This is a genomic window from Micromonospora sp. NBC_00389 (assembly GCF_036059255.1).
Taxonomy (GTDB): domain Bacteria; phylum Actinomycetota; class Actinomycetes; order Mycobacteriales; family Micromonosporaceae; genus Micromonospora.
Genome location: NZ_CP107947.1, coordinates 7,247,129 through 7,273,835, shown reverse-complemented (window position 1 = coordinate 7,273,835; position 26,707 = coordinate 7,247,129). Strand labels below are relative to the sequence as shown.

Here is a 26,707-nt window from a genome sequence, read left to right as displayed (position 1 = left end):
GGTGCGACGGACTAGAGTCGCTGCCGTGACAGCTACGACGCCGCGCCTACTTCTCGTCGACGGACACTCCCTGGCATACCGGGCGTTCTTCGCCCTGCCGGTGGAAAACTTCTCCACCACGACGGGCCAGCCCACCAACGCGGTCTACGGCTTCACCTCGATGCTGATCAACGTGCTGCGCGACGAGCAGCCCACCCACATCGTCGTCGCGTTCGACGTCTCCCGCCGCTCCTTCCGCACCGACCGGTACGCGGAGTACAAGGCCGGCCGCAGCGAGACCCCGACCGACTTCAAGGGCCAGGTCAGCCTGGTCAAGGAGGTCCTGGCCGCGCTGCAGATCCCGGTGGTGGAGATGGAGGGCTACGAGGCCGACGACGTCATCGCCACGCTCGCCTGCCAGGCCCGCGACCAGGGCATGACGGTGCTGATCAGCAGCGGTGACCGGGATGCCTTCCAGTTGGTCGGCGACCAGGTCACCGTGTTGTACCCGCGCAAGGGTGTCTCCGACCTGGCCCGGATGGACCCGGCGGCGATCGAGGCGAAGTACGGCGTCGGTCCGGAGCGTTACCGGGACCTGGCCGCGCTGGTCGGCGAGACCAGCGACAACCTGCCCGGCGTCCCGGGCGTCGGCCCGAAGACCGCGGCAAAGTGGATCGCCACGTACGGCGGGGTGGAGGGCGTGATCGCCCGCGCCGACGAGATCAAGGGCAAGGCCGGCGACAGCCTGCGCGAGCGGCTCGCCGACGTGATCCGTAACTACGAGATCAACTGCCTGGTCTCCGACCTTGAGCTGCCGCTGCGCCCGGAGGACGCCAGGTGGGCCGGCTGGGACCGGGAGGCGGTGCACCAGGTCTTCGACACCCTGGAGTTCCGCATCCTGCGCGACCGGCTCTACCAGTACCTGGAGGCGGTCGAGCCGGAGGCCGAGTCCGGCTTCGACCTCACCGGCGAGGTGCTCACCGAGCCGGGCGCGCTGACCGCGTGGCTTTCCGCGCACGCCCCGACCGGCACCCCGGTCGGGTTGGCGATCAAGCTCGACACCGGCCCCAACCGCCGGCACACCGCCTCGATCACCGGCCTGGCGCTGGCCACCGCCGGCGGAGCGGCGGCCTGGGTGGACCCGGCGCGACTCGACGCGGCCGACGAGGGCGCGCTGGCCGGCTGGTTGACCGACGCGCAGCGGCCCAAGGTGCTGCACGACAGCAAGCCGGCCGTGCTGGCCTGTTCCGCGCACGGCTGGGAGCTGTCCGGCATCGTCCGCGACACCCAGATCGCCGCGTACCTGGCCCGCCCCGACCAGCGCTCCTACGACCTGACCGACCTGGCGCTGCGCTACCTGCACCGGGAGCTGCGGGTCGACGCGCCGGAGAACGGCCAGCTCACCCTCGACGGGCTGGGTGACGAGAGCGTGGCCGAGCAAAATCTGATGCTCCAGGCCCGGGCCACCCTCGACCTGGCCGACGCCATCGACGCCGAGCTGTCCCGCGACGGCGAGCAGTCGGCCCGGCTGATGGCCGGCGTGGAGCTGCCGCTGATGCGGGTCCTGGCCGGCATGGAGCGCACCGGCATCGCCGCCGACACGCATTATCTGTCCGAGTTGGAGGCGCACTTCGCCGCCGAGGTGAAGGCCGCCGCGCAGGGTGCGTACGAGGCGGTGGGCCGGGAGTTCAACCTGGGCTCGCCCAAGCAGCTGCAGGAGATCCTCTTCACCGAGCTGGGCCTGCCGAAGACCAAGAAGATCAAGACGGGCTACACCACCGACGCCGACGCCCTGCAGTGGCTCTACGCGCAGACCCCGCACCCGGTGCTGGCTCACCTGCTGCGCCACCGGGACGTGGCCAAGCTCAAGTCGACCGTCGACGGGCTGCTCAAGTCGGTCTCCGACGACGGCCGGATCCACACCACCTTCAACCAGACGGTCGCGGCCACCGGGCGGCTCTCCTCCACCGAGCCCAACCTGCAGAACATCCCGATCCGCACCGAGGAGGGCCGGCGCATCCGCAGGGCCTTCGTGGTGGGTGAGGGCTACGAGTGCCTGCTCACCGCCGACTACAGCCAGATCGAGATGCGCATCATGGCGCACCTCTCCTCGGACGACGCGCTCATCGAAGCCTTCAACTCCGGCGCCGACTTCCACGCCGCCACCGCATCGTCGGTCTTCGGGGTGCCGCTCGACGAGGTCACCCCGGACCAGCGCCGCAAGATCAAGGCGATGAACTACGGCCTGGCGTACGGGCTGAGCGCGTTCGGCCTGTCCCAGCAGCTCGGCATCGGCACCGAAGAGGCGCGCGGGCTGATGGAAAACTACTTCGCCGGCTTTGGCGGGGTGCGCGACTACCTGCAGCAGGTGGTCGCCCGAGCCCGCCAGGACGGCTACACCTCGACCATCCTGGGTCGCCGCCGCTACCTTCCGGACCTGGTCAGTGACAACCGGCAGCGCCGGGACATCGCCGAGCGGATGGCGCTCAACGCCCCGATCCAGGGCTCGGCGGCCGACATCATCAAGGTGGCGATGCTGCACGTCGACACCGCGCTGGGCGAGGCCGGGCTGCGCTCCCGGATGCTGTTGCAGGTGCACGACGAGCTGGTCTTCGAGGTCGCTCCGGGTGAGCGGGACGCGCTGGAGGCGCTGGTCCGGCGGGAGATGGGCGGGGCGTACCCGTTGTCGGTGCCGCTGGAGGTGTCGGTCGGCAACGGCCGGGACTGGAACAGCGCCGACCACTGATCCTGTCTTGCGGTGGTGGGGTTCCGGGGCAGCCCGACCCGCGCAGGGATCAAGCCTGACCGCCCGGAGCGGGTCGGGCTGCCCCGGAACCCCCGACTGGGTCTCTGTGGTCGGTGCTGTTCGGCGTTGTGAATCAGAGTGGTTGGGCTGGGCCCGGCCCGGTGGGTTACTTGAGGGGGTCGTGGCCCCAGTTCATGAGGGACCAGCGCCATTTGGTGTCGCGGACGTTGCCGGAGGGGCGCTGGGCCATGTGTCGGCGTACGTAGCCGACCACCTTGCGCATGTGCTTGTAGTCGCCCTCGGACAGGTCGCCGCGCTTGCGGCGCAACAGGTTGATGATCTTGCGCCCGGATTCGTGGCCGACTGACTCGCCGCCGCCGGAGCGACCGCCCTTGTGCCAGCCGACCTGCTTCGACTCGTCGGTCTCCAGCCAGGTGGACAGCTCGCCGGGCTTCATGTTCACCGCCTCGGTGAACTCCCGATGGGTGTCCCGCCCATCGTCACGACCCCTCATGACGCAGCACCTCGGGCCGGTGGGCCACGTCGCGGCCCGAGTCGTCGTTGCGGATCCGGTACTGCGGTTCGTCCTCCGTCGCGTTCACGGCGTGTCCGCGTACGTGCGTCCGGTCGGTCAGCTTCTCCTTGACCACGCCGTGCGCCCGGCCGCTGTGACTGGCCCAGGAGACGTGGTCGCCCTCGCGGAATTCCCTCTGCTCGGCCATGCTCCTCGGCTACCCGGCACCGCCGGGGCGAAACGGCCAGCCGAACCGGTCGACTACGGCGTGATCTCGGCGATCGGTAGTTTGATCTCGAACGGCTCGGTCAACTCGATCACGTCAGCGCCGTCGGCGACCAGCTCGTACTGCCGCTCACCGCCGGGCCCCACCCGGTCGCCGATCCGGTACGCGTAGACGTGCACCGGGTCCTGCTCGATCCGCCAGTAGAAGGGAATGCCGGCGGCGGCGTACTCGCCGGGCTTGGCGAAGCGGTCGATCCGATGGGGTGGGGTCGCACCGCGCGTGCGACGCGGTCATCCGGCGGGCTTCTCGGTGACGAAGATGGCGGTGCCGGGGAAGAGCCGTCCGCGCAGCGGGCTCCACTGCCCCCAGATCCCCTCGTGCCCCGCCGGCCACTCCGGCTCCACCAGGTCCAGCAGCCGGAACCCGGCGCCGACCAGTTCGCGGATCCGGTCGCCAAGGGTCCGGTGCTGCTCGACGTAGGTGGCCACGCCGGACTCGTCCTGCTCCACGTAGGGGGAGCGGTCGAAGTACGAGTGCACGGCGGTCAGCCCACCCTCGCCCGGATCGTCGAGGAAGATCCAGCGCATCGGATGGGTCACCGAGAACACCCACCGGCCGCCGGGGCGCAGCACCCGGTGCACCTCGGCCAGCAGGGTCGCCGAGTCGTCCACGAACGGGATCGCGCCGAACGCGGTGCAGGCGAGGTCGAACGACTGGTCGGCGAACGGCAGGGCGAGCGCGTCGGCCTGCACCAGCGGTACGCGTACCCCGGTGCGGTCGGCGGCTTCGGCGGCGTGCCGCAACATGCCGGCGGACAGGTCGAAGGCGACCGGCCGGGCGCCCTGGGTGGCCAGCCAGCGGGCAGCGGCCGCGGCGCCGCAGCCGACCTCCAGCACCCGCCGCCCGGGCAGGTCACCGAGCAGCCGGGCGTCGGCCTCGCGCAGCCCTTCGGGGCACCAGACGAAGTCGACGTCACCGAGGAACGCGCCGTGCTCGGCTTGGTAGTCGTCGGCGTCGGTGTCCCACCAGCCGCGGTTTGCCCGCCGGGCCTCGGCGTCACCCACCCGGCGCCGGGTAACCCGGCTGTCGTCATCCACCCGCTCACGCTAGGCCCCGGGGCGGCTCCTGCGGGCGGTGGGCAGGGCCGACCCGCCGGCACGGTCGCGCCGCCGCCGGGCCACCGGTTGGGTGGGGCCGGTGGGGCCGGTGTGACCCAGGAGACAGCAGGGGTGTTTTCCGGGCGATTGTTCGGCTTTCGCAGGTCATCGAACGGCGAGAAGCTGGGAGGGCTTGCACGCTGTGGTAATGCGCACGGTAGGCTAGACGATGCGCTCGCGGATCGTGTGTCTCGGCAGGGAGCAGGTGCGCGGTCGACGGAGCCACATCATGATCTCACTGTGATCGTTCGGTGTGCCCGGCGACGGATCCGCTGGCGCGAACAGGTCACTGCGACACCAGCCTGCTGTGACAACCCATCCGACCGGAGCAACCGCCCACATGACGAGCAGCATCGAGGCCCCCTCGAGCGCCACCCGGGTCACCCACGACGATCTCGGTTCCGAGGAGGCATTCCTCGCCGCGATCGACGAGACCATCAAGTACTTCAACGACGGCGACATTGTCGAAGGCACCGTCGTCAAGGTCGATCGGGACGAGGTCCTGCTCGACATCGGCTACAAGACCGAGGGTGTCATCCCCTCTCGGGAGTTGTCGATCAAGCACGACGTGGACCCCGCCGAGGTTGTGACGGTTGGTGACCACATCGAGGCCCTGGTTCTCCAGAAGGAGGACAAGGAGGGTCGTCTGATCCTCTCCAAGAAGCGGGCGCAGTACGAGCGGGCCTGGGGCACGATCGAGAAGATCAAGGACGAGGACGGTGTCGTCCGCGGCTCGGTCATCGAGGTGGTCAAGGGTGGCCTCATCCTCGACATCGGGCTTCGCGGCTTCCTGCCCGCGTCCCTGGTCGAGATGCGGCGCGTGCGCGACCTGCAGCCGTACGTCGGGCGGGAGCTCGAGGCCAAGATCATCGAGCTGGACAAGAACCGCAACAACGTGGTCCTGTCCCGCCGGGCCTGGCTGGAGCAGACGCAGTCCGAGGTGCGTACCGAGTTCCTCAACAAGCTGCAGAAGGGCCAGGTCCGCAAGGGCGTCGTGTCCTCGATCGTCAACTTCGGCGCATTCGTGGACCTCGGCGGCGTCGACGGTCTGGTGCACGTCTCCGAGCTGTCCTGGAAGCACATCGACCACCCGTCCGAGGTCGTCGAGGTGGGCCAGGAGGTCGAGGTCGAGGTCCTGGACGTCGACCTGGACCGCGAGCGGGTTTCGCTGTCGCTGAAGGCGACCCAGGAGGACCCGTGGCGGCAGTTCGCCCGCACCCACGCGATCCAGCAGATCGTGCCGGGTAAGGTCACCAAGCTGGTGCCGTTCGGTGCGTTCGTCCGGGTGGACGACGGCATCGAGGGCCTGGTCCACATCTCCGAGCTGGCCGAGCGTCACGTGGAGATCCCGGAGCAGGTCGTCCAGGTTGGCTCCGAGGTCATGGTCAAGGTCATCGACATCGACCTGGAGCGTCGCCGGATCTCGCTGTCGCTCAAGCAGGCCAACGAGGGCTTCGTCGAGGGCGAGGAGCACTTCGACCCGACCCTCTACGGCATGGCCGCGACGTACGACACCGAGGGCAACTACATCTACCCGGAGGGCTTCGACCCGGAGACGGGCGAGTGGCTCGAGGGGTACGACAAGCAGCGCGAGACCTGGGAGAACCAGTACGCCGAGGCTCGTGTGCGCTGGGAGGCCCACACCAAGCAGGTGCAGACCTCTCGGGCCGCCGACGCCGAGGCCGCTGCCAACCCGACTCCGGTCGTTCCGGCCGCCGCTGGGGGCACCACCTCCTCGACCAGCCCGGCCCCGAGCCGGCAGGCCGAGGAGCCGGCCGGCACCCTGGCCACCGACGAGGCGCTCGCCGCTCTGCGGGAGAAGCTCGCCGGCGGTAAGTGACCCGCTGAACGACGAAGGGCCCCGTCCCCGCGATCTTCGGATCGCCGGGGGCGGGGCCCTCGCCGTACCCCGGGCCGGCCGCCGGGTCAGCTACGCATTCGCTGCGGCAGCGACGGTGACCGGTTGCCTCAGGATGGTGCGTTGCTTGTCGGGTGCGACCTTGCGGAAGTCGCTGAGGTAGATCTCGTGGTGCCTCCCGACCATCCGTAACCCGTTGCCCGGCACGAACTTGTGGTGCAGGTGCGCCAGCACCTCGGCTTCCTCGTCGAAGGACCCGATGTGCAGCGTCTGTACGCACCGCCCCTCGGAGAGCGTCTCCAGCCGGGTGTCGTCGAGACGCGCCGGGCGATTCCTGGCTCCGGCCTGCTCCATGGCGGCGGTGACCATGTCCTGGTTGATCCAGTCCGGGGCCATGATCATCAGCGTCCAGTCCCACCGTGACTTGTCGCGCCCCGCGGTGAAGGAGTCCATGTCATCGGCCCACCACAGGCCCTCCAGGGGCGGGACGACGTAGTCGCGCCCGAGGTTTCGTTTGCTGGCGAACTTCAGCTTGTAGGCCACCGGGTAGAGGGCTTCGACGGCGTCGGTGAATGCCGGTGAGGTGTTCGGGTCGCCGTGGCCGTCGATCATGAGGTACTGCATGTCGGGCACGTCCACGATCCGGAACTGGCCTCGTCTGGCCTGATAGGCGTCGGTGGTCTTCTTGAAGTCAGTCTTGTCCGTCATCAGGCACCTGGGCTCGGGCGGCGAGCCACTGCCTTTCTGCCTCGAGGAGGCTCAGCGAGTACGAGAACACTTCACGCGCCGGTCGCGGGAGGGGGGCTTGCGCCTGCTGCGCCACCTGGACCGCCTCGATGCGGGCTTCGATCCGCGCCAACCGGGTGCGTAGCGCCTGTGCGTACTCCTGATCGGAGAGCAGGGGCAGGTTGGCGATACCGACGAGAAACGGGTGCGGGACCGGCCGTGGTTCCTCGATGAGAGCCAGCGCGGTGCGCGCCGCAGCCTCTCGGCCCTGGGCGGTGGCGTGGTACACGCGGCGGGACTTTGGGGCGGCGGGAGCCTCGGGAACGTGGACCAGGCCGCGCTTCTCCAGCTTGGCGAGCAGGTAGTAGATCGAGGAGAACCCGACGTCGGACCACTGCCGGATGCCGCGTTGCTCGATCACCTGCTCCAGGTCGTAGCCGTGCCGGGCGCGTTCGATGATCAAGCCCAGCACGGTCAGCTCGGCTGGAGTCAGCTCCATGGCAGTATTCTATTACTGGAATAGAGACACTAGGGATGTCCCTTCAGGAGGTTGCCCGGCCCCGAGCCGGCAGGCCGAGGAGCCGGTCGCCGCGCTGCCGGCGCCAACGAGCACGATCTCGCCGGGCCGCGGGCGAGTTTGGCGACGGGGCTCGTGATCCGGTTGACTGGTCCGGTGCTGAGGGTGGGATTGACCGGCGGTATCGGGTCGGGCAAGAGCGCGGTGGCCGCGCGGCTGGTCGAGCGGGGTGCGGTGCTCATCGACTCCGACCGGGTGGCCCGGGAGGTCGTCGCACCGGGCACCGAGGGCCTGGCCGAGATCGTCGCCACGTTCTCCACCGAGGTGCTGGACGCCGACGGCGCACTGGACCGCGCCGCACTGGGTGCGGTGGTGTTCGCCGACGAGACCGCCCGCCGGCGGTTGGAGGCGATCACCCATCCCCGGGTCCGTGCCCGCACCGCCGAGCTGGCCGCCGCGGCGGCGCCCGACGCGATCGTCGTGAACGACGTACCGCTGCTGGTCGAGGTGGGTCTCGCGCCCACGTACCACCTGGTGGTCGTGGTGCAGACGGACGTGGCGGCCCGACTAGAACGCCTGGCGCGCGATCGTGGGATGGACCGTGCGGAGGCCGAGCGGCGGATCGCCGCGCAGGCCGACGACGCCCGTCGCCGCGCCGTGGCGGACGTGGTGCTGACCAACGACGGAAGCCTGGCGGAGCTGCACGCCGCCGTCGACGCACTCTGGCACCAGCGGCTGCTGCCCTACGAGCACAACCTGCGGGAGCGGCGGGTGGTTCCGCCGGGCCGGGTCGACCCGACCGGGACCGACCCGAACTGGCCCGAGCAGTACGCCCGGCTGGCCGCCCGGATCCGACACGCGCTCGCCCCGGCCGACCTGCGGATCGACCACATCGGCTCGACCGCGGTGCCCGGCCTCGCCGCCGAGGACGTCATCGACGTGCAGGTGGCCGTGCCCAGCCTCGCCGACGCCGACGGGGTGCTGGCCGACCGGCTGGCGAACGCCGGGTTCCCGCCGGTGCCGGGGCAGTGGTGGGACGATCCCCGTCCGGCCGGCAGCGGTCGGTGGGAGAAGCGGTTGCACGGCAGCGCCGACCCTGCCCGCCCGGTGCGCGTGCACGTGCGGGCCGCCGGCTCGCCGGGCTGGCGGTACGCGCTGCTGATGCGCGACCACCTGCGCGCCGACCCGGACCAGCGGGCGGCTTACCTGCTGCTCAAGCGCGAGTTGGTCGACGCGGCGCCGGACGGCACCGGATCCGGTACGGCCCGCGACCCGTGGTTCGACGAGGAGTACCTGCGGGCCGAGCAGTGGGCCGCGCAGACCGGCTGGCGGCCCTGAGCGGCACGGCTGACACCGGGGCGTTTTACCGGGCGCGTGCCGCCCGCGTCGCGGGGGATCAGGGTGCGCCGGGACGCCGGGTGCCGCCGGGGGCTGCCGGGCGGGGCACCGGGGTCAGTCGGGGTACCGAGGCGGGGTTGAGGTCCAGCTGCGCCCACGCGCCGGGGGCGGTGTGCAGCTCCAGCCGGCGCAGCGACCCGACCCGGTCGATCCAGTAGCGCAGCCGCGCGTCGGCCGTGCGCAGCTCGACGACGTCCACGGTCCGCCCGCCGGCGACGTCCTCGCGTACCCGCACGGCCGCACCACGCTGCCCGGATGGCCCGGCGGCGGCCACCGCGGCCCCGACCAGCAGGCTCAGGTCGTCCGTGCCGGACCGGGTGAACCGCCACGCCCCGGCGGGGGGCGGCAGCGGCGGCCGACCGGGCGTTTCCGCGGTGCCGCCGCCACCGGCCGCGGCCGGCACGTCCACCCGGGCCAGGCCGGCGGTGTCCCGCCGCAGCAGGGTCCGGCGATCCGGTACGCCCAGGTCGGCGGTGGCCAGGTAGGCGGTGCGGGCGGTCCAGTTCAACCAGCCGGCGCCTCGCAGGTTGGTGTCCGTGCCCGTCGGCGCCGTCAAGGTCAGCGCGGCGCCGCCCTGGGCGCGCAGCCGGGTCGGCATCCGGTCCAGTCGGTCCTGTTCGGCGCCGGTGAGCGCGCGGGGTTGCCCGGGCCGGCCACCGAGTGCGTCCACCGGGCGCAGCGTCGGCCGGTCCGCCCGGTTGAGGGTCACCGTGATCGAGCCGACGTCGCGCAGCCGGAGGACCAGCTTGTGCAGCCGGGCGTCCTGGTCGAGCCAGTAGCGGGGCTGCCCGTCGACGTCGCCGCCTGCCCTGGTCGTCGGTGCTGTACTTCCCGGCGCTGTGCCGCTGGCGGGGGGTGAGGTCTCGCCGGGTAGCGGCGCCTCAAGGACGTCCACCGGCCCGGCTGCGACGGTGTCCCGGGCCACCCAGCGGGCACCGCTGTCCCGTAGCGCCTGGGCGGGGTCCGGGCGGTCGGCGGCGAGGCCGAGAAGCAGGTCGAGCACGGGTGCCAGGCCCGCGCCGGGTGCCAGGTGGTGCAGCCGCCAGCGGTCCGCCGGGGGCACCAGTGGTGGCGCGGCGGGGGTGGGCACCGCGGCCGGGTCCGGTCGGATCACCAGCAACGGGCCGGCTCTCTGCAACAGGCCCCGCTCGGCGCCCGCGCCCGGACCACCCACGTCGAGGTAGAGCAGCGTCCGCGACCAGTCCACCCAGCCGACCAGTTCGGTACGGGCGGCATCGGTGCCGATCGTGACATGGACCCCGGCGCGCAGGTCCCGCAGGTTGGTGACCCGCATCGCGGCCAACCGCTCGCCCTCGGCGACGGTCAGCGGCCGGGCCGGCTCGGGCGGGTCGGGAGCCCAGCTCAACAGCCCGATCACCAGCGCCGTCGCGGACGTCACCGCGGTCAGGCCGAGCATCAGCAGGATTGTCCGTCGGCGGCGGCTGGCCGGGGACGGACCGGCGGTGTCGGTGGGCCGGGACGTGTCCCCGGGATCGATGTCGCGTGCCGGCTTCGGAGAGGTGTCCACGGATGTGAAACGGGCGGGGCGGCGCCGGGGTGACGAGCAGGGCGCTCGCGGCGGCCGGTCTGCGCCTCGAGCGCGACCACACGGGTGCGCACGCCGGACGCGCCGGGTGCTGCGACCCGCTGTGCCGGGGGCGGCCGGCCGAGATGACGGCCTGGCCACCGGCCCGGTCGGCCGCCGCGAGCGGCCTACAGCGAGAGCCTAGTGCCGGTGACATGCGCCACACAATGGGAATATTGAAGCTGATCACGTACCCGGCGTGACGGCCGTTCCTGTCGGACCTCCGGCGTACCGTTGAGGTCATGGCGCTCGACATTCCTCGGCTGGACGGCCGCTTCCAGGTCGTCAGTGAGTTTCAGCCGGCCGGCGACCAGCCGGCCGCCATCGACGATCTGGAGCGTCGGGTTCGGCGCGGCGACCGCAACACGGTGCTGCTCGGCGCGACCGGCACCGGCAAGAGCGCCACCACCGCGTGGCTGATCGAGCGGCTGCAGCGCCCGACCCTGGTGCTCGCCCCGAACAAGACGCTCTGCGCGCAGCTGGCCAAGGAGTTCAGCGAGCTGCTGCCGGACAACGCCGTCGAATACTTCGTCTCGTACTACGACTACTACCAGCCCGAGGCGTACATCCCGCAGACCGACACCTACATCGAGAAGGACTCCTCGATCAACGAGGAGGTCGAGCGGCTGCGGCACTCGGCGACGATGTCGCTGCTCACCCGCCGTGATGTGGTCGTGGTGGCCACCGTGTCGGCGATCTACGGCCTGGGCACCCCGGAGGAGTACCTGGACCGGGCGATCCGGGTCGGCGTCGGCCAGGAGGTCGACCGCGACCAGTTGCTGCGGCGGCTGGTCGACATCCGCTACACCCGCAACGACATGGCCTTCCAGCGGGGCACGTTCCGGGTCCGCGGCGACACGCTGGAGATCATCCCGGCGTACGAGGAGTTGGCGGTCCGCATCGAGCTGTTCGGCGACGAGGTGGAGAAGCTCTACTACCTCAATCCACTGACCGGTGACGTGGTCCGCGAGGTCGACCAGCTGGTCATCTTCCCGGCCACGCACTACGCGGCCGGCCCGGAGCGGATGGAGCGGGCGATCCGCGACATCGAGGCGGAGCTGGCCGAACGGCTCGCCGAGCTGGAGCGGCAGGGCAAGCTGCTGGAGGCGCAGCGGCTGCGGATGCGCACCACCTACGACATCGAGATGATGCGGCAGGTGGGCTTCTGCTCGGGCATCGAGAACTACTCGATGCACATGGATGGGCGGCTGCCCGGCAGCCCGCCGCACTGCCTGCTCGACTACTTCCCGGACGACTTCCTCACCGTCGTCGACGAGTCGCACGTGACGATCCCGCAGATCGGCGGCATGTACGAGGGCGACGCGTCCCGCAAGCGGATGCTCATCGACCACGGCTTCCGGCTGCCCAGCGCGGCCGACAACCGGCCGCTGCGCTTCGACGAGTTCCTGGAGCGGGTCGGCCAGATGGTCTACCTCTCCGCGACCCCCGGCCCGTGGGAGCTGGAGCAGGCTCAGGGTGAGTTCGTCGAGCAGGTCATCCGGCCCACCGGGCTGGTCGACCCGGAGGTCGTGATCAAGCCGACCAAGGGCCAGATCGACGACCTGATGCACGAGATCAAGCTGCGTACCGATCGGGACGAACGGGTGCTGGTCACCACGCTGACCAAGAAGATGGCCGAGGACCTGTCGGACTACCTGCTGGAGAACGGCATCCGGGTGCGTTACCTGCACTCGGAGGTCGACACGCTGCGCCGGGTGGAGCTGCTGCGCGAGCTGCGCAAGGGCGACTACGACGTGCTGGTCGGCATCAACCTGCTCCGCGAAGGTCTGGACCTGCCCGAGGTGTCGTTGGTGGCGATCCTCGACGCTGACAAGGAGGGCTTCCTGCGCAGCGGCCGGTCGCTGATCCAGACCATCGGGCGGGCCGCCCGTAACGTCTCCGGTCAGGTGCACATGTACGCCGACAAGATCACTCCGTCGATGGCGAACGCGATCGACGAGACCGATCGGCGGCGGGCGAAGCAGATCGCGCACAACGAGGCGCACGGGGTCAGCCCGGAGCCGCTGCGCAAGAAGATCCACGACATCCTGGACGACATCTACCGCGAGGCGGAGGACACCGAAAACTCCCGGGTCGGCGGTGCGGTGCGCCAGCTCTCCCGGGGCAAGGCGCCGGTCAAGGAGACCCGCAGCCGGAGTCGGGCGGCCGCCACCACCACCTCGCGGGAGGGGATGGCCCGCGCCGACCTGGCCCAGCTCATCCAGGAGCTGAACGACCAGATGCTGGCCGCCGCCCGCGAGCTGCAGTTCGAGCTGGCGGCCCGGATCCGCGACGAGGTCTCCGACCTGAAGAAGGAGCTGCGCGGAATGGACGCGACCGGCGTGAAGTGACGGCCGCCCCGGCGGCCACAGCGGGTGCGGAACGGCAGGTACGGGCCGGTCCGATCGGTCGTCGGGAGAGGTCAGTCGGTAGCGGTGTGCGAGCACGGTATTGCACTGGGTGACCGTCCTGCGTACTCTCCCTCGGTGGGGAGGCGGGGATGCCGTTGCCAACGAGTCCTGTCATTCGACGTGTGCGGCTCGGTGCCGAGCTGCGCCAGCTACGCCGGCGCGAGGCGTTGACCCTGGAGCAGGTCTGTGACCGGCTGGGCTGGGCCTCGACGTCGAAACTGTCCCGCATCGAGCTGGGCCAGAGCCGACCGGACCTCGCCGACGTGCTGGATCTGCTGGACATCTACCAGGTGCCGGCGCCGGCTCGGGACGCGCTGATCGTGATCGCCCGGGACGCGGCCACCAGTCGCGGCTGGTGGAAGACGCTGGGCGAGATGAGCGAGCGGCAGCGTACGTACGCCGAGCTGGAGGCGGGCGCTGCCCACATCGTCGAGTACCAGCCGGCGGTCGTGCCGGGGCTGCTCCAGACGCCGGAGTACGCCCGGTTCCGGGTCTCCGCCCGGCGCCCTGTTCACGCCGGAGATCGACGTGGACGCCGAGGTGCGTGCCCGGGGTCTGCGGCAGGAGGGTGCTGCGTCGCGCCGACCCAGCGCGCTACACGGTGGTGCTCGCCGAGGCGGCCTGCGACCCGGGCGATTTGCCGGTCCCGGTCTGGCGTGAGCAACTGCGGCACCTGGTCGCCGTGACCGGGCTGGCCCACGTGACGATCCGGCTGTTGCCCCGTGGCGCGGCGGCCGACGGCGGGCTGCACCCGCTCACCCCGTACTCCTGGTATGCCTTCCCCGACCCGGCGGACCCGCGGACGGTGATGCTGGAGGCGTTGACCACCGACGTCCGGCTGGCCACCGTGCTGGACGTCGACCGGTACGAGCGGATGACCGAGGCGCTGCTGGCCGCCGCGTTGTCACCGGCGGAGACGGTCACCGCGCTGGCCCGACGCGTCGGGGAATGAGGGCAGCGGCGCCGCGCGGCCACCGGGCCCGGCGCCCCCGAGCCCGTCGGGACCGGCGGCCGGCGCGTGCGGTGGGCACGATAACCGCGGGGTACGACAGCTCCGCTCAGGCCGGTACGTCGATGAAGTGCTCGACGAGGGGAGGCCCGGCGAAGTGCGGCCCGATCAGCTCGCGCCACCGGGTGAACCGCTCGGTGGCCCGGAAGTTGTCGTTGTGCGCCTCGACCGAGTCCCACTCGACCAGCAGCACGAACCGGGTCGGGGACTCGATCCCCCGGGTCATCCGCACCGACCGGCAGCCGGGTGCGCCGGCGAGCACCGGGTGACCCTGGGCGTACGCGGCGGCGAACTCATCCTCGTGTCCGGGCAGTACGTCGATCAACGCGACCTCAAGCACCATGTCGGAAGCCTCCCACGGCGGGCCGGCCCGACGGCGTGGTGGGGTCTGTTCCGGTGTCGACAGTGGCCCTAGGGTGGGTGCCCGGGAGGGCGCTGTGATGATCGACTGGCTCACCGGCACCGCGTTCCGGGTGGCCGGCACCGGGACCACGTGGGCGGAACTGCTCGGGTTCGCCACCGGCGTGCTCAACGTCTGGCTGGTGGCCCGGCAGCGGATCGCGAACTGGCCGGTCGGCATCGCCAACGTGCTGCTGCTCATGCTGCTGTTCTGGACCGCCGGCCTGTACGCCGACGCCGGGCTCCAGGTCGTCTACGTCGCGCTCGGCTGCTACGGCTGGTGGCACTGGCTGTTCGGTGGCGAGCGGCGGACCCGGCTCACGGTGAGCCGGACCGGGCGGCGGGAGTGGCTGGCGCTGGCCGTCGCAGGGGTGCTGCTCACCGGCGCGCTCTGGGTCCTGCTGGACCGGGCCACCGACTCGACGGTGCCGCTGCCGGACGCGCTGACCACCACGCTGTCCCTGCTGGCCACATACGGGCAGACCCGCAAGCGGGTGGAGAGCTGGTGGCTCTGGATCGCCGCCGACCTGATCTACATCCCGCTCTACGCGTACAAGGGGCTGCACCTGACCGCCGTCCTGTACCTGGTGTTCCTCGCCCTCTGCGTGCTCGGGCTGCGGGCCTGGCGTGCGGACCTGCGCCGGGCCGACCGGCCGACCCACGTCCCGCCCGGCCCGGCCCGGGTCACCGCGTGACCGAGCGGGCACCAGACCGCCGGCCGACACCCCGCCCGCCGACACCCCGCTCGCCGGAGCAGGCGGACGCTGCGGAATTCCGGCACGGGATGGTGGTGGGGAAGTTCTATCCGCCGCACGCCGGGCACCACGCGCTGATCGCGGCCGCGGCTGCCCGGTGCGCCACGGTCACCGTGGTGGTGGCGCCCTCGCGCCGCGAGTCCATCCCGCTCGAGGTGCGGCTGGACTGGCTGCGGGAGGTGCACGCGGACACCCCGTGGGTCCGGTTCGTCGGCCGGTACGACGACCACCCGGTGGACTACGCCGACCCGGTGGTCTGGGACGCGCACTGCGCGGTGTTCCGCGAGGCGGTCGGACCGGGGGCGGTGGACGCCGTCTTCTCCTCTGAGGCGTACGGCGCCGAGTTGGCCCGCCGCTTCGACGCCGTACCCGTGTCGGTGGATCCGGACCGGCGGACCGTGCCGGTCTCCGGGACCGCCGTGCGGGCGGACCCGGTGGGTCACTGGCGGTGGCTGAGCCCGCCGGTGCGCGCCTGGTTCGTCCGGCGGGTGGTGGTGGTCGGTGCCGAGTCGACCGGCACCACCACGATGGCGATGGCGCTCGCCGCGCACTACCGCACCGGCTGGGTGCCGGAGTACGGCCGGGAGCTGACCGCCCGCAAGCTGGCCCGGCTGCGGGAAGACTCGCCCGGGGCGAGCGTCTTCGACGTGAGCTGGGATCGGGATGACTTCCGCACGGTGGTCCGCGAGCAGCAGGCGGCCGAGGACGCGGCGGCCCGCTCGTCCGGGCCGCTGCTCTTCTGCGACACCGACGCGCGGGCCACCGCTGTCTGGGAGGAGCGCTACCTCGGTAGTACGTCTCCGGCGGTCCGGGCGGCGGCCCGTCGACCTGCGCTGTACCTGCTGACCGACCACCGGGGCGTGCCCTTCGCCGACGACGGGCTGCGTGACGGGGAGCACCTGCGGGGCTGGATGACCGAGCGGTTCCGCACCGAGCTGGCCGGGTGCGGCGTGCCGGTGGTGGAGCTGGTGGGACCGCACGCCGAGCGGCTGCCCCGGGCGGTGGCTGCCTGCGACGCGTTGCTCGCCGCCGGCTGGTCGCTCGCCGACCCGCTCGCCGCACCCGACACGCACTAGCCTCCTAGGACGCGTTAGACCGTGTGTCGCGGGGTATTCCCGGCCGGCGGGTGGCCGGTAACACCGGCTACCCGGGGTGCGATCACACGGCGTGGTGGGCAAGAATGGTCATCGAGGAGGGGAGTATTCCCTCGCGACGGAGTCGTCAGCACGGTCGACCGCCGGTTTTCGGCGTACGACCCGGCGCCGTCGGTCGCCGTCCCGCTCGCGGGCGGTGGCGGAAGAGACCTCCGACAGTCACCAGAGTGAGCGTGAGCGGCACGCCGGGACCCGCAGGGGCGTACGGTGTGCCCGACGCCGCGTGTCTGCCGGAGGAATGAACGTTGGACGTGTCCGGATTGGTGTGGGCGGGGACCCTCGTCGCACTGACTGCGGTCCTGCTCGTCGACCTGTTGATCATCGGTCGACGCCCGCACGAGCCGAGCGTGCGTGAGTCGAGTCTCTGGGTCAGCTTCTACGTCGGCCTGGCCCTGCTCTTCGGCGCCGGTGTCTGGTTGACCTCCGGGGCCAGCGCGGCCGGGCAGTTCTACACCGGCTGGCTCACCGAGTACAGCCTCTCGGTGGACAACCTCTTCGTCTTCGTGATCATCATGGCCCGCTTCGGTGTGCCCCGGCAGTACCAGCAGAAGGTGTTGCTGGTCGGCATCGTGCTGGCGTTGGTGATGCGCGGCGGATTCATCGCCGCCGGCGCCGCCTTGATCTCGCAGTTCTCCTGGGTCTTCTACATCTTCGGCGCCTTCCTGATCTACACCGCGGTCAACCTGGCCCGGCAGGGTGAGCCGGACGAGGACGAGTTCTCCGAAAACCTGTTGATCCGGTGGAGCCGCAAGGCACTGCCGATCTCCAAGGACTACGACGGCGCGAAGCTGACCACGCACTTCAACGGCCGGCGGCTGTTCACCCCGATGCTGATCGTGATGATCGCGATCGGCACCACCGACCTGATCTTCGCGTTGGACTCGATCCCGGCGATCTTCGGCATCACCCAGGAGCCGTACCTGGTCTTCACCGCGAACGTCTTCGCGCTGATGGGCCTGCGCCAGCTCTACTTCCTGCTCGGTGGCCTGCTCGACCGGCTGATCTACCTGAGCTACGGGCTGGCCGTGGTGCTCGGCTTCATCGGGGTCAAGCTGGTGCTGGAGGCGCTGGCCGACAACAACCTGCCGTTCATCAACGGCGGGGAGCACGTGGGCTGGGCGCCGCACATCCCGATCTGGCTGTCCCTGCTGATCATCCTCGGCACGCTCGGCGTCGCCACGATCGCCAGTCTGGTGAAGTCCTCCCGGGACCGGCGGCGCGAGCTGGCCGAGGCCCGGCGCTGACCACCGCCGGCCGGGCGTGGGGACGCGCCCGGCTGGTCAGACCCGGTGCACGCCGACCAGGGTCGCGGTCCGATCGGCCGGCATTGGCTCCTCCACGACCCGCCGCCGCCGGTAGCAGGCGTGCAGCATCCGCCGGTTCTCGTGGTCGCCGGGGACGGCCGTGACGATTCCGATGTGGTGGATCTTCCGGCCGGGGCGGGCGAAGAAGTAGAGGTCTCCGGGGCGTTCCGCGCCCAGCGGCAGGGGGGTGGTCGCCGCCGCCTGGTCGGCCGCGTCGCGGGGCAGCAGCACCCCGAACCGGCGCCAGGCCAGGTGCACCAGCCCGGAGCAGTCGATGCCGTACGAGGAGAGCCCGCCCCAGACGTAGGCCACGTGCAGCAGCCGCTGCGCCACCGCGAGCGCATCGGCGGCGCTGGGCGGCTCGGCCGGTGCCGGGACCAACTGGCCGTCGGGCAGCCAGAGCGGCGCGGCCTGACCGGGGACGTGCACCGGCTGCCAACCGTTGAGCGCCGGACCGGCCGGGACGAGACGGGTGCCGACGACCACGCCGGGCAGCACGACCGGCCCGTCCGGCGCGGCGCGCAGCCCGATGACCGTGGCGTCCACCACCAGCGGGCGGCCGGTGACGGCCGGGTCGACGGGGGCCAGTTGGTCGGCCGGTAGCCAGCCCGGGTAGCCGCGCGGATCCAGCGTGGCGGCGGGCTGCTCGACGGCCACCACCCGCGCCCAACCGTCCGGGCGCAGCTCGCTGATGAGCACCCGCTCACCCAGCAGCAGTTGGCTCAGCACGCAGTCGCCGACCTGCTGGTCGGTGTCCAGGCCGGAGACCCAGGCCGGGATGTCGGCGCGCGCGGTGAGCGCCGGCCCGTCGACGGCGCGGACCGCCTCGGGGCGGGTCCAGAGCGTCGCCACCGCGACCCGGACGACGGCCTCGCGGCCCGGTTGCAGCTCCACGTCAACCCCCAGCTCGTGTCGGCCGTCCTCCGGAAACCATATGAAAGAAACTAACGATCATCAACTGCGGGTCTGTATCTTTGCTTCAGCCAAGCCGGAAATGCCCAGGCCGGGGGCGTCCGGAAGCACCACGGTGGCTGCCTCGTAGTGCAGCCCGCCGTGCACCGGCGACCAGGCCAGCCACCAGGCGGCGTCCAGGTCGGAGACTGCGGTGGTGCCGTACGCGGCGACCAGGCTCGCGGCCGCGCCGATGCCGATCTGGGTCTCCATCATCGACCCCACCACCGTGCCGAGCCCGTGCGCGGAGGCCAGATCCAGCAGGGTGCGCGCCGGGTGCAGCCCGCCGCACTTGGCCAGCTTGACGTTGACCAGGTCGGCGGCCCGGCGGCGGATCACCTCCACCAGGTCACGAACCCCGAAGACCGCCTCGTCGGCCAGGATCGGCACGGACACCCGGTCGCTGACCCAGGCCATCCCGTCCAGGTCCCAGCGGGCCACCGGCTGCTCGACCAGCTCCACATCGAGCCCCGCGTCCTCGATGCCGCGGATCACCCGGACCGCCTCGCGGGGCGTCCAGCCCTGGTTGGCGTCGAGGCGGATCTGGACCCCGGCGCCGACCGCCGAGCGGACCGCCCGCACCCGGTCCAGGTCGCCGGCCGCGTCGGTGCCGACCTTCAGCTTGAGCACGCCGAAGCCGTCGGCCTGTCGCTGCCGTGCGGCCGCTGCCAGGTCCACCGCGTCGCCCGCGGCCAGCGTGACGTCCGTGGGCACCCGCAGCTTGGTGCCGCCGAGCAGCCGCACCAGGGGTACGCCCAGCCGCCGGGCGGCCAGGTCGTGCAGGGCCACGTCCACCGCGGCCTTCGCCGCCTCGTTGCCGACCACCGCGCGCTGTACCTCGGCGCAGCGGGTCACCAGGTCGTCCGGGTCGCGTCCGGTGAGCAGCGGCCCGAGCAGCTCCCGCACGCACGCCTCAGCTCCGGCGACCGACGCGCCGGTGACCTGCCAGACCTGCGGCGCCTCGCCGAAGCCGGACCGGCCGTCGGCGTCGACCAGCTCGACGACCAGTGTGTCCACTGTGGTGGTACGGCGTAGCGCGGTGACGAAGGGGGTGTGGAGGGGTGCGGAAACCCGGTGGGTGCGTACCGCCGAGATCGTCATGTGGGGCACCCTATACGCAGGCACGCGGCGGGAGGGGAGACCGGATGACCGGGCGGGACTGGGAGATGGTGGGTGCGCCGAACGCGCGTGACCTGGGCGGCCTGGTCGGTGCCGACGGCCGACGAGTGCGCGCCGGACGGCTGATCCGTACCCCGGCGTTGGGCCGGCTCACCGACGAGGACCTGCCGGTGCTCGCGAAGCTCGGGCCGGCCTGCGTGCTCGACCTGCGTGACGGCTCGGAGATCGCGGTGGCTCCGGCGGACCGGCTCGTCGGGGAGCCCCGGATGGTGCATCTGCCGGTGCACGACCCGGAGCACCCGGTCTTCACGTACGTCTCGGCGGTGCTGCTCGGCCACGACCTGAACTCGTACGCGGAGTTGGCCCGGCAGGGCACGGCGGGGGCGATGGCGGAGATCTACCGGTGGTTCGTCACCGGAGCGTCGGCGCGGGTCGGCTTCGCCGAGGCGGTACGGCTGGCGACCCGGCCGGAGAACCTGCCGCTGGTCTACCACTGCTCCGCCGGCAAGGACCGCACCGGTTGGCTCACCGTCATCCTGCTGACCGCGCTCGGAGTGGACGAGGCCACGATCCGCGCCGAGTACCTGCGCAACAACCAGCTGACCGACAGCCTCCGCGCGGTGATCATCGAGGCGATGCGGCGGCGGCAGCCCGAGCTGGACGTCGACGCGGTGCTGCCGGTGCTGGAGGTCCGCCCGGAGTACCTCGACGCCGGCTACCAGGAGGTCCGCCGGGTGCACGGCTCGTTCGACGGCTACCTGCGCGACGGGCTCGGGCTGACCGACGAGGTTCTCACCGGGCTACGGGCGCAGTTGTTGGAGTGACCGGTGCGTCGGCCGGCGTTCCGGCGTGGCCGGCCCGGCCGATGACGATCAGCGCCTGGCCGGCCGCGTAACTCGCCATGACCAGCACTGGCGCGCCGGGTGGCTGTGCCACTCCAGCCACCCCGGTGGCGATCAACAGGTCGGACCCGAGGAACAGCGCGGCGCCGAGACCGACCCGCCAGCCCTGGGTGACGGCGGTGCTGGCCATCGCGGCCAGCGCGAGCGCGTACCCGGCCACCGGAACGGCCAGCCCGGCGTCCGTCAGTCCCGCCCACATCCAGGTCAGCGCGACGACGGTCAGCACCGCGTACACCAGCGGGACCGCGACCAGCGGCGCACGGCGCAGCGCGGGCGCGGCGCCGTGCCGGGTGAACGCCGCGAGGTAGCAGAGGTGGGCGGCGAGGAAGCAGGCCATGCCGGCCGTGAACCAGCCGGTGCCGTCGCCCAGCAGCGCCACGTCGCCGCCGGTGGAGAAGGCGAGCGCGGCGAGCACCAACCGGTCCGGACGGGCACCGCGCTCGGCGGTGGCCCGCCAGAGGTACGCGGCCAGCAGCGGCATCAGCAGCGGCTTGGTGAGCAGCTCGGCCACCCCGCCACCGGTGGCGTTGGCCAGCAGGTTCGCCACCGTCACGGCGAGGAATGCGGCCAGGAGAGTACGACTGCGGGGCATCAGCGGCTCCGGGGTGGGGGTGCGAGCAGCCTAGCCGGGATCGGCGGGTGCGGGTCAGAGCTGGTGGCGGGCCGCCCAGACCTGCGCCGAGACGTTGGCGATCAGCCGGCAGGCGTCGTCCTCGACCTCGTCTCCGCTCGGGCCGCCGTCGGCCAGGTCGGTGGTGGTGCAGACGACGATCAGGTACGGCGGGGCGTCGTCGGGCAGCACTACCCCGGCGCCGTGCCGGACGCCGCGCACCCAACCGCCCTTGTGCGCGATCCGGGTGCCCTCGGGCAGGCCGGCGGCCAGGTCCTCGCGGTGCTCCTGGGCGAGCAGGACGTCCAGCATGGCCGTGCAGCCGGCCGGCGACGCGAGCCGGCCGGGGGTGGTGGCCCCGGTGGCCAGTGCGCCGAGCAGGGCGGCCAGGTCGGCGGCGGTGACCAGGTTGGTGATGCCGGCCTCGCGGGCGGCGAAGTCCTCGATGCCCCGGCCGGTGACGCTGTGCCGGGCACCGGCCAGCGCCCACACCTCGGCCACCGCCGGCAGCCCGACCTGCCCGATGACCAGGTTCGTGGCCAGGTTGCTGGACCGCACGATCATCCGGTCGGCCAGCCAGCGCAGCGGCGCGGTGCCACCCACCCGGTCCCAGACCGCGTCGTCGTTGTCGTAGTGCTGCGCGCAGGAGAATCGGGGCGTGCCGGGCTGGGCCGAGTCGAACTCGTTGACCACCGGGACCGGGGCGTCCAGCTCCAGCGTGCCGGCTTCGGCGGCGCGGTGCAGCGCGGCGAGCACCCCCGCCTTCATGGTGCTGGCGGCGTAGTGGGCGGCGTCGGCGTGGCGGGTCCAGGTCGGGGGCGCGTCGAGCCGGCCCACGTACGCCGAGACGGTGCCGGGCACCTTGTCCAGGTGGGCGTCGAGATCATCCCAGGTCATGCCGGTGACCGTAGCCGATCACGGGCGGGCCGACCGAGTGGGGCCGGCGTACCCCCGCTGAAAAGCGGCCGGGCGCGCCGGCCGCAAGCGGCCGACGCGCCCGGTGCCGGGTGCTGGTGGGTCAGCCGGCGTGCTTACGGCGGGCCGCCGCCCGACCACGCAACTGCTGGTCGAGCATCACCTTGCGGATCCGGACGGCGGTCGGGGTGACCTCGACGCACTCGTCCTCGCGGCAGAACTCGAGCGCCTGCTCCAGCGACAGCTTGCGCGGCGGGATCAGCTTCTCGGTCTCGTCCGAGGTCGACGCCCGCATGTTGGTGAGCTTCTTCTCCTTGGTGATGTTGACGTCCATGTCGTCGGAGCGGGAGTTCTCCCCGACGATCATGCCCTCGTACACCTCGGTGGTCGGGTCGACGAAGAGCTGCCCGCGCTCCTGCAGGTTGATCATCGCGAAGGCGGTGACCGCGCCGGAGCGGTCGGCGACCAGCGAACCGTTGTTGCGGGTACGCAGCTCACCGAACCACGGCTCGTAGGACTCGAAGACGTGGTGCAGGATGCCGGTGCCCCGGGTGTCGGTGAGGAACTCGGTGCGGAAGCCGATCAGGCCGCGCGCCGGGACCAGCCACTCCATCCGGATCCAGCCGGTGCCGTGGTTGACCAGCTGCTCCATCCGGCCCTTGCGGGTGGCCAGCAGCTGGGTGATCGCACCCAGGTACTCCTCCGGCGCGTCGATGGTCAGCCGCTCGACCGGCTCGCAGGTCTTGCCGTCGATCTCCCGGGTGACCACCTGAGGCTTGCCGACGGTCAGCTCGTAGCTCTCCCGGCGCATCTGCTCGACCAGGATGGCCAGCGCCAGCTCACCGCGGCCCTGCACCTCCCAGGCGTCCGGCCGCTCGGTGGGCAGCACCCGCAGCGAGACGTTGCCGATCAGTTCCTTGTCCAGCCGGTCCTTCACCATCCGCGCGGTGACCTTGGAGCCCTTGACCCGGCCGACCAGCGGCGAGGTGTTGGTGCCGATGGTCATCGAGATGGCCGGCTCGTCGACGGTGATCAGCGGCAGCGCCACCGGGTGCTCCGCGTCGGCCAGCGTCTCACCGATCATGATCTCGGGGATGCCGGCGACGGCGATGATGTCGCCAGGGCCGGCCGAGTCGGCCGGCTTGCGCTCCAGGCCCTCGGTCATCAGCATCTCGGAGATGCGGACCCGCTGGGTGCTGCCGTCGGTGCGGCACCAGGCCACCGTCTGACCCTTGTTGATCGTGCCCTGGCGGACCCGGCACAGCGCCAGCCGGCCGAGGAACGGCGAGGCGTCGAGGTTGGTGACGTGTGCCTGCAGCGGCGCGCCGTCCTCGTACGCGGGCGGCGGGATGGTGTCCAGCAGGGTGCGGAACAGCGGCTCCAGCGAGGTGCTGTCGTCCGGCACCGAGCCGTCGGCGGGCTGGGTCAGCGAGGCGATGCCGTCGCGGGCGCAGGCGTAGACGATCGGGAAGTCGATCTGCTCCTCGTCGGCGTCCAGGTCGAGGAAGAGCTCGTAGGTGTCGTCCACGACCTCCTTGATCCGGGCGTCCGGCCGGTCCACCTTGTTGATCACGAGGATGATCGGGAGTCGCGCCCGCAGCGCCTTACGCAGCACGAAGCGGGTCTGCGGCAGCGGGCCCTCGCTCGCGTCGACCAGGAGCACCACACCGTCGACCATGGTCAGGCCGCGCTCCACCTCGCCACCGAAGTCGGCGTGGCCGGGGGTGTCGATGATGTTGATGGTGACCGGGTCGGAGCCGTCCGCCGGCAGGTAGTGCACGCCGGTGTTCTTGGCCAGGATGGTGATGCCCTTCTCCCGTTCCAGGTCACCGGAGTCCATCACCCGCTCGGTCGTCTCACCCCGGGCGCCGTACGCGCCAGCCTGCCGCAACATGGCGTCGACCAGGGTGGTCTTGCCGTGGTCGACGTGAGCGATGATGGCGACGTTGCGGAGGTCGGTGCGAAGCTGCATACCCTCTATCCTTCCGCCTGCGCTCGCGCAGGCTGCGTCGGGGTCACCCCCAGGTGCCCCTGATCTCTGGTGAAACTGCTGTCCGGGTCGTTCCCCCGGCTGGCATGCTGACTCCCGTGTCCCGGGGGCCTGAGTGCACGATCTGCTGACCTTGGTGCAGGGTCTGCCCACCCTGTGGATCTACCTGGTCGCCGCGTTGATCGTGATGGGCGAGACCGCGGTGATCTTCGGCCTGCTGGTGCCGGGTGAGGCTACCCTGCTGCTCGTCGGCTTCCTCACCTACAACGGTACCTTGCGGCTGGGCCCGGCGTTGCTCGCGATGATCGTCGCGGCGGTCCTGGGTGATGGGCTGGCGTTCCGCGCCGGACGGCGGTACGGCCCGCGGCTGCGTGCCCGGCTGGGCCACCGGGTCGGGCCCGCGCGGTGGAGCCGGGCGGACGCCATGCTCGCGCGGCTCGGGGGGCGGGGCGTGTTCGCCGCGCGCTGGGTGGCCTTCGCCCGCACTCTGGTGCCCCGGTTGGCCGGGGCGTCCGACATGCCGTACCGACGGTTCGCGCCGTGGAACCTGGCCGGCGTGGTGACCTGGGTGGGCGGGTCGGTGCTGCTCGGTCACCTCGCCGGTGAGTCGTACGACACGGTCTCCCAGTTGCTCGGCCGGGCCACCGGCGCGGCACTGGTGTTGCTGGCCGGGCTGTTGGGGGTGGTGCTCGCCGGCCGGTGGCTGGGCCGCAACCCCGACCCGGTACGGGCGTTGCTCTCCCGGGCCGGCGCGTTGCCCCCGGTGCGCTGGCTCAGCGCCCGCTACGGGGTGCTGTTCTTCCTGGTGGCTATGCGGATCGGACCGGCTTGGACGCTGCTGCTCAACCTCGCCGCCGGGCTGCTGCTGCTCTTCGCCGCCGGGCTCGCCATCGCCGGCCTGCTCGCTGTCGGGGTGCGCAGCAGCGGGCTGGCCACGCTGGACGGGGCGATCGAGGCCTGGTTCGCCGCCCGCCGGACCCCGGGCGCCGCCGACGCCACCAGGGTGGTGGTGTCGTTGGTGCGCGGGTGGGTGTTGATCGTGCTGGTAGCCATGGTGGCCGCGGTGTTGGCGTGGCGGAACCGGCCGTGGCGGGCGGACCTGCTCAGCGTGGTCGGCACGGTGGGCGCGTTCGTGCCGCTGCTGGTACTGGCCGTGGTGGCGGAGCTGACCGGTTCGCCGGGGGCCGGCCCGGACGGCGGCGAGTCGGTCCCGTTCCCGACCCAGAACGCGGTGGTCGCGGCGAGCTTCTGCACCCTGGCCTGGCTCGTGTCCCGGGGCGCCCGGTGGCCGGTGGCGGTGGCAACCTGGACAGCCGCCGCCGCAGGCGTGGTCGGTGTCGGCGGCGCGCGGCTCTACCTCGGGCTGGACACGACGAGCGGGACTGCGGCAGCGGTGCTGCTCGGGGTGCTCTGGACGGTGGTGTTCATGGTCGCCTGGGCCACCCGGGACCGGGCGATGGGGGATCGGGAGCAGCCGGCGGACGGGGTCCGGCCACCGTCGCAGGGGCCTCGCCGCCCGGTCGAACCTTGCTAGGGTGCGGCGACGATCAAATGGGGGAGGAACGGCATGCATCGACGGAATGGTCGGGTGGGCGCCGGTTTGCTCGCCGGGCTGCTGCTGGCGGGCACGCTGGTCGGCTGCGGCCCTGCGAAGGAACGCCCGCAGGACCAGACCGCGCCAGTCGCGGTGACCGAGGTACCGGTGGAGGCGCCGGCGGAGGTCCCGCTCGATGACGCCGCTGGGGAGCCGAGCCCGTCGGCGACCGGGGCGGCGGGTGCCGCCCCGCAACGCCTCGCGTCCCCGAGCCCGGCAGCGCCGAAGGCGGCGACTCGCACGGCCACCGCGGCGCCGAGGCCGCGCCTGGTGCCCAGACGGCCCACCGAGACCTGGGCTCCGCCGCCGCCGCCACGTCCGCGAGCGAGCCCCTGCACGCCCAGCTACCGGGGCACCCAGGCGACCAGGGCCGAGGCGAAGGCGGCGCTGACCGACGCGGCGGCGCGCACCTACTGGCCGGTGTCCGCCCCGGCCCTGAAGATTCCGCTGAACCTGGTCAAGGCCACCGCCTGGCAGGAGAGCGGCTGGCAGTCCAACATCTACGCCTGCGACGGCGGTGTCGGGCTGATGCAGGTGATGCCGGACACCGCGACCTGGATGAACCAGCGGTTCGAGCAGAGCTACGACATCGACAACTACCGGGACAACGCGTACCTCGGCGGCACCTACCTGGCCTGGCTGACCAAGTACATCGGCGACATGTACTTCGAGTCCGACTACCGGCTCGACGCCGCCCTGTGCAGCACCGAGCTGAATTCCTGCCTGCTCAACGCGGTCATCGCCGCGTACAACTTCGGGCACGGTGCGGTGGCGCAGGAGGGACAGCCGCTGGCCATCCCCAACCCGTCGTACGTGCGCAACGTGCGGGCGCTGATGACCGAGTGCGTCTGCCTGGCGTACTGAGCACGCTGACCGACGCGACGGGGG

At 71.8% G+C, this 26,707-nt stretch carries 22 protein-coding genes and 2 pseudogenes; 11 read left to right on the top strand and 13 right to left on the bottom strand.

Annotated features, from left to right (window positions below):
• Positions 1–25: 25 nt before the first annotated feature.
• Positions 26–2,725: a DNA polymerase I gene (polA, locus tag OG470_RS34315; RefSeq protein WP_328418793.1), complete on the top strand. Its 2,700-nt coding sequence runs from the start codon at positions 26–28 to the stop codon at positions 2,723–2,725.
• Between the two features lie 169 nt (positions 2,726–2,894).
• Here polA and OG470_RS34310 read toward each other — a convergent pair.
• The 4 genes and pseudogenes from OG470_RS34310 to OG470_RS34295 form a co-directional block, all read right to left on the bottom strand.
• Positions 2,895–3,239 (bottom strand): annotated as a pseudogene (locus OG470_RS34310) (DUF3140 domain-containing protein); the annotation flags it as partial.
• Positions 3,226–3,447, bottom strand: a complete 222-nt coding sequence (locus OG470_RS34305) for a DUF2945 domain-containing protein (RefSeq protein ID WP_328418792.1) — start codon at positions 3,445–3,447, stop codon at positions 3,226–3,228. The pseudogene OG470_RS34310 and the gene OG470_RS34305, both read right to left, overlap by 14 nt.
• Before the next feature lie 53 nt (positions 3,448–3,500).
• On the bottom strand, positions 3,501–3,644 hold the full coding sequence (locus tag OG470_RS34300) for a hypothetical protein (RefSeq protein WP_328418791.1): 144 nt from the start codon (positions 3,642–3,644) through the stop codon (positions 3,501–3,503).
• A gap of 111 nt (positions 3,645–3,755) precedes the next feature.
• Complete coding sequence (locus OG470_RS34295) at positions 3,756–4,562, bottom strand: class I SAM-dependent methyltransferase (RefSeq protein WP_328418790.1); 807 nt, start codon at positions 4,560–4,562, stop codon at positions 3,756–3,758.
• A 400-nt stretch (positions 4,563–4,962) separates the two neighbouring features.
• Between OG470_RS34295 and rpsA the strand changes: the two genes are divergently transcribed.
• Positions 4,963–6,462: a 30S ribosomal protein S1 gene (gene rpsA / locus OG470_RS34290; protein WP_328418789.1), complete on the top strand. Its 1,500-nt coding sequence runs from the start codon at positions 4,963–4,965 to the stop codon at positions 6,460–6,462.
• Positions 6,463–6,552: 90 nt separating this feature from the next.
• On the opposite strand, the gene OG470_RS34285 is transcribed toward rpsA, so the two are convergent.
• Positions 6,553–7,188: a GyrI-like domain-containing protein gene (locus OG470_RS34285; RefSeq protein WP_328418788.1), complete on the bottom strand. Its 636-nt coding sequence runs from the start codon at positions 7,186–7,188 to the stop codon at positions 6,553–6,555.
• The gene (locus OG470_RS34280; protein ID WP_328418787.1) at positions 7,172–7,705 is read right to left on the bottom strand and encodes a PadR family transcriptional regulator; all 534 of its coding nucleotides are present in this window, start codon (positions 7,703–7,705) and stop codon (positions 7,172–7,174) included. Before OG470_RS34280 ends, OG470_RS34285 begins: the two co-directional genes overlap by 17 nt.
• Before the next feature lie 174 nt (positions 7,706–7,879).
• Here OG470_RS34280 and coaE point away from each other — a divergent pair, with 174 nt between their 5' ends.
• Positions 7,880–9,061: a dephospho-CoA kinase gene (gene coaE / locus OG470_RS34275; protein WP_328418786.1), complete on the top strand. Its 1,182-nt coding sequence runs from the start codon at positions 7,880–7,882 to the stop codon at positions 9,059–9,061.
• Positions 9,062–9,119: 58 nt separating this feature from the next.
• Here coaE and OG470_RS34270 read toward each other — a convergent pair whose 3' ends face one another.
• Complete coding sequence (locus OG470_RS34270) at positions 9,120–10,649, bottom strand: hypothetical protein (protein WP_328418785.1); 1,530 nt, start codon at positions 10,647–10,649, stop codon at positions 9,120–9,122.
• 299 nt (positions 10,650–10,948) lie between these two features.
• On the opposite strand from OG470_RS34270, the gene uvrB reads away from it, so the two are divergent.
• Together uvrB and OG470_RS34260 are read left to right on the top strand one after the other, a co-directional pair.
• Positions 10,949–13,057, top strand: a complete 2,109-nt coding sequence (gene uvrB / locus OG470_RS34265; protein WP_328418784.1) for an excinuclease ABC subunit UvrB — start codon at positions 10,949–10,951, stop codon at positions 13,055–13,057.
• A 149-nt stretch (positions 13,058–13,206) separates the two neighbouring features.
• Positions 13,207–14,069, top strand: a pseudogene (locus OG470_RS34260) (helix-turn-helix domain-containing protein).
• A 106-nt stretch (positions 14,070–14,175) separates the two neighbouring features.
• Here OG470_RS34260 and OG470_RS34255 read toward each other — a convergent pair.
• The gene (locus tag OG470_RS34255) at positions 14,176–14,469 is read right to left on the bottom strand and encodes an antibiotic biosynthesis monooxygenase family protein (protein WP_328418783.1); all 294 of its coding nucleotides are present in this window, start codon (positions 14,467–14,469) and stop codon (positions 14,176–14,178) included.
• Between the two features lie 97 nt (positions 14,470–14,566).
• Here OG470_RS34255 and pnuC point away from each other — a divergent pair, with 97 nt between their 5' ends.
• The 3 genes from pnuC (at position 14,567) to OG470_RS34240 (ending at position 17,678) form a co-directional block, all read left to right on the top strand.
• On the top strand, positions 14,567–15,220 hold the full coding sequence (pnuC, locus tag OG470_RS34250; protein ID WP_328426773.1) for a nicotinamide riboside transporter PnuC: 654 nt from the start codon (positions 14,567–14,569) through the stop codon (positions 15,218–15,220).
• Positions 15,217–16,356 (top strand): AAA family ATPase, encoded by a 1,140-nt coding sequence (locus tag OG470_RS34245; protein WP_328418782.1) that lies wholly within the window; start codon positions 15,217–15,219, stop codon positions 16,354–16,356. Before pnuC ends, OG470_RS34245 begins: the two co-directional genes overlap by 4 nt.
• Positions 16,357–16,679: 323 nt before the next feature.
• Positions 16,680–17,678 (top strand): TerC family protein, encoded by a 999-nt coding sequence (locus tag OG470_RS34240; RefSeq protein WP_328418781.1) that lies wholly within the window; start codon positions 16,680–16,682, stop codon positions 17,676–17,678.
• A gap of 36 nt (positions 17,679–17,714) precedes the next feature.
• Here OG470_RS34240 and OG470_RS34235 read toward each other — a convergent pair whose 3' ends face one another.
• The gene (locus OG470_RS34235; RefSeq protein WP_328418780.1) at positions 17,715–18,632 is read right to left on the bottom strand and encodes a C40 family peptidase; all 918 of its coding nucleotides are present in this window, start codon (positions 18,630–18,632) and stop codon (positions 17,715–17,717) included.
• A gap of 60 nt (positions 18,633–18,692) precedes the next feature.
• Positions 18,693–19,790 carry a mandelate racemase/muconate lactonizing enzyme family protein gene (locus tag OG470_RS34230; protein ID WP_328418779.1) on the bottom strand — a complete coding sequence of 366 codons (1,098 nt, stop codon included), beginning with the start codon at positions 19,788–19,790 and terminating at the stop codon, positions 18,693–18,695.
• Positions 19,791–19,834: 44 nt separating this feature from the next.
• On the opposite strand from OG470_RS34230, the gene OG470_RS34225 reads away from it, so the two are divergent.
• Positions 19,835–20,632 carry a tyrosine-protein phosphatase gene (locus tag OG470_RS34225; protein WP_328418778.1) on the top strand — a complete coding sequence of 266 codons (798 nt, stop codon included), beginning with the start codon at positions 19,835–19,837 and terminating at the stop codon, positions 20,630–20,632.
• Here the strand turns inward: OG470_RS34225 and OG470_RS34220 are convergent.
• The 3 genes from OG470_RS34220 to typA all read right to left on the bottom strand — a co-directional run bounded on the left by OG470_RS34220 (position 20,601) and on the right by typA (position 24,207).
• Positions 20,601–21,302 (bottom strand): lysoplasmalogenase, encoded by a 702-nt coding sequence (locus tag OG470_RS34220; protein ID WP_328418777.1) that lies wholly within the window; start codon positions 21,300–21,302, stop codon positions 20,601–20,603. The genes OG470_RS34225 and OG470_RS34220 overlap by 32 nt on opposite strands.
• Before the next feature lie 54 nt (positions 21,303–21,356).
• A complete protein-coding gene (locus OG470_RS34215) occupies positions 21,357–22,217 on the bottom strand; it encodes a serine hydrolase (protein ID WP_328418776.1) in 861 nt (286 codons plus the stop codon).
• 121 nt (positions 22,218–22,338) lie between these two features.
• Positions 22,339–24,207 carry a translational GTPase TypA gene (gene typA / locus OG470_RS34210; protein ID WP_328418775.1) on the bottom strand — a complete coding sequence of 623 codons (1,869 nt, stop codon included), beginning with the start codon at positions 24,205–24,207 and terminating at the stop codon, positions 22,339–22,341.
• Positions 24,208–24,340: 133 nt separating this feature from the next.
• On the opposite strand from typA, the gene OG470_RS34205 reads away from it, so the two are divergent.
• Positions 24,341–25,759 carry a DedA family protein gene (locus OG470_RS34205; protein WP_328418774.1) on the top strand — a complete coding sequence of 473 codons (1,419 nt, stop codon included), beginning with the start codon at positions 24,341–24,343 and terminating at the stop codon, positions 25,757–25,759.
• A 33-nt stretch (positions 25,760–25,792) separates the two neighbouring features.
• Positions 25,793–26,683, top strand: a complete 891-nt coding sequence (locus OG470_RS34200; protein WP_328418773.1) for a lytic transglycosylase domain-containing protein — start codon at positions 25,793–25,795, stop codon at positions 26,681–26,683.
• The last annotated feature ends 24 nt before the right edge of the window (positions 26,684–26,707 follow it).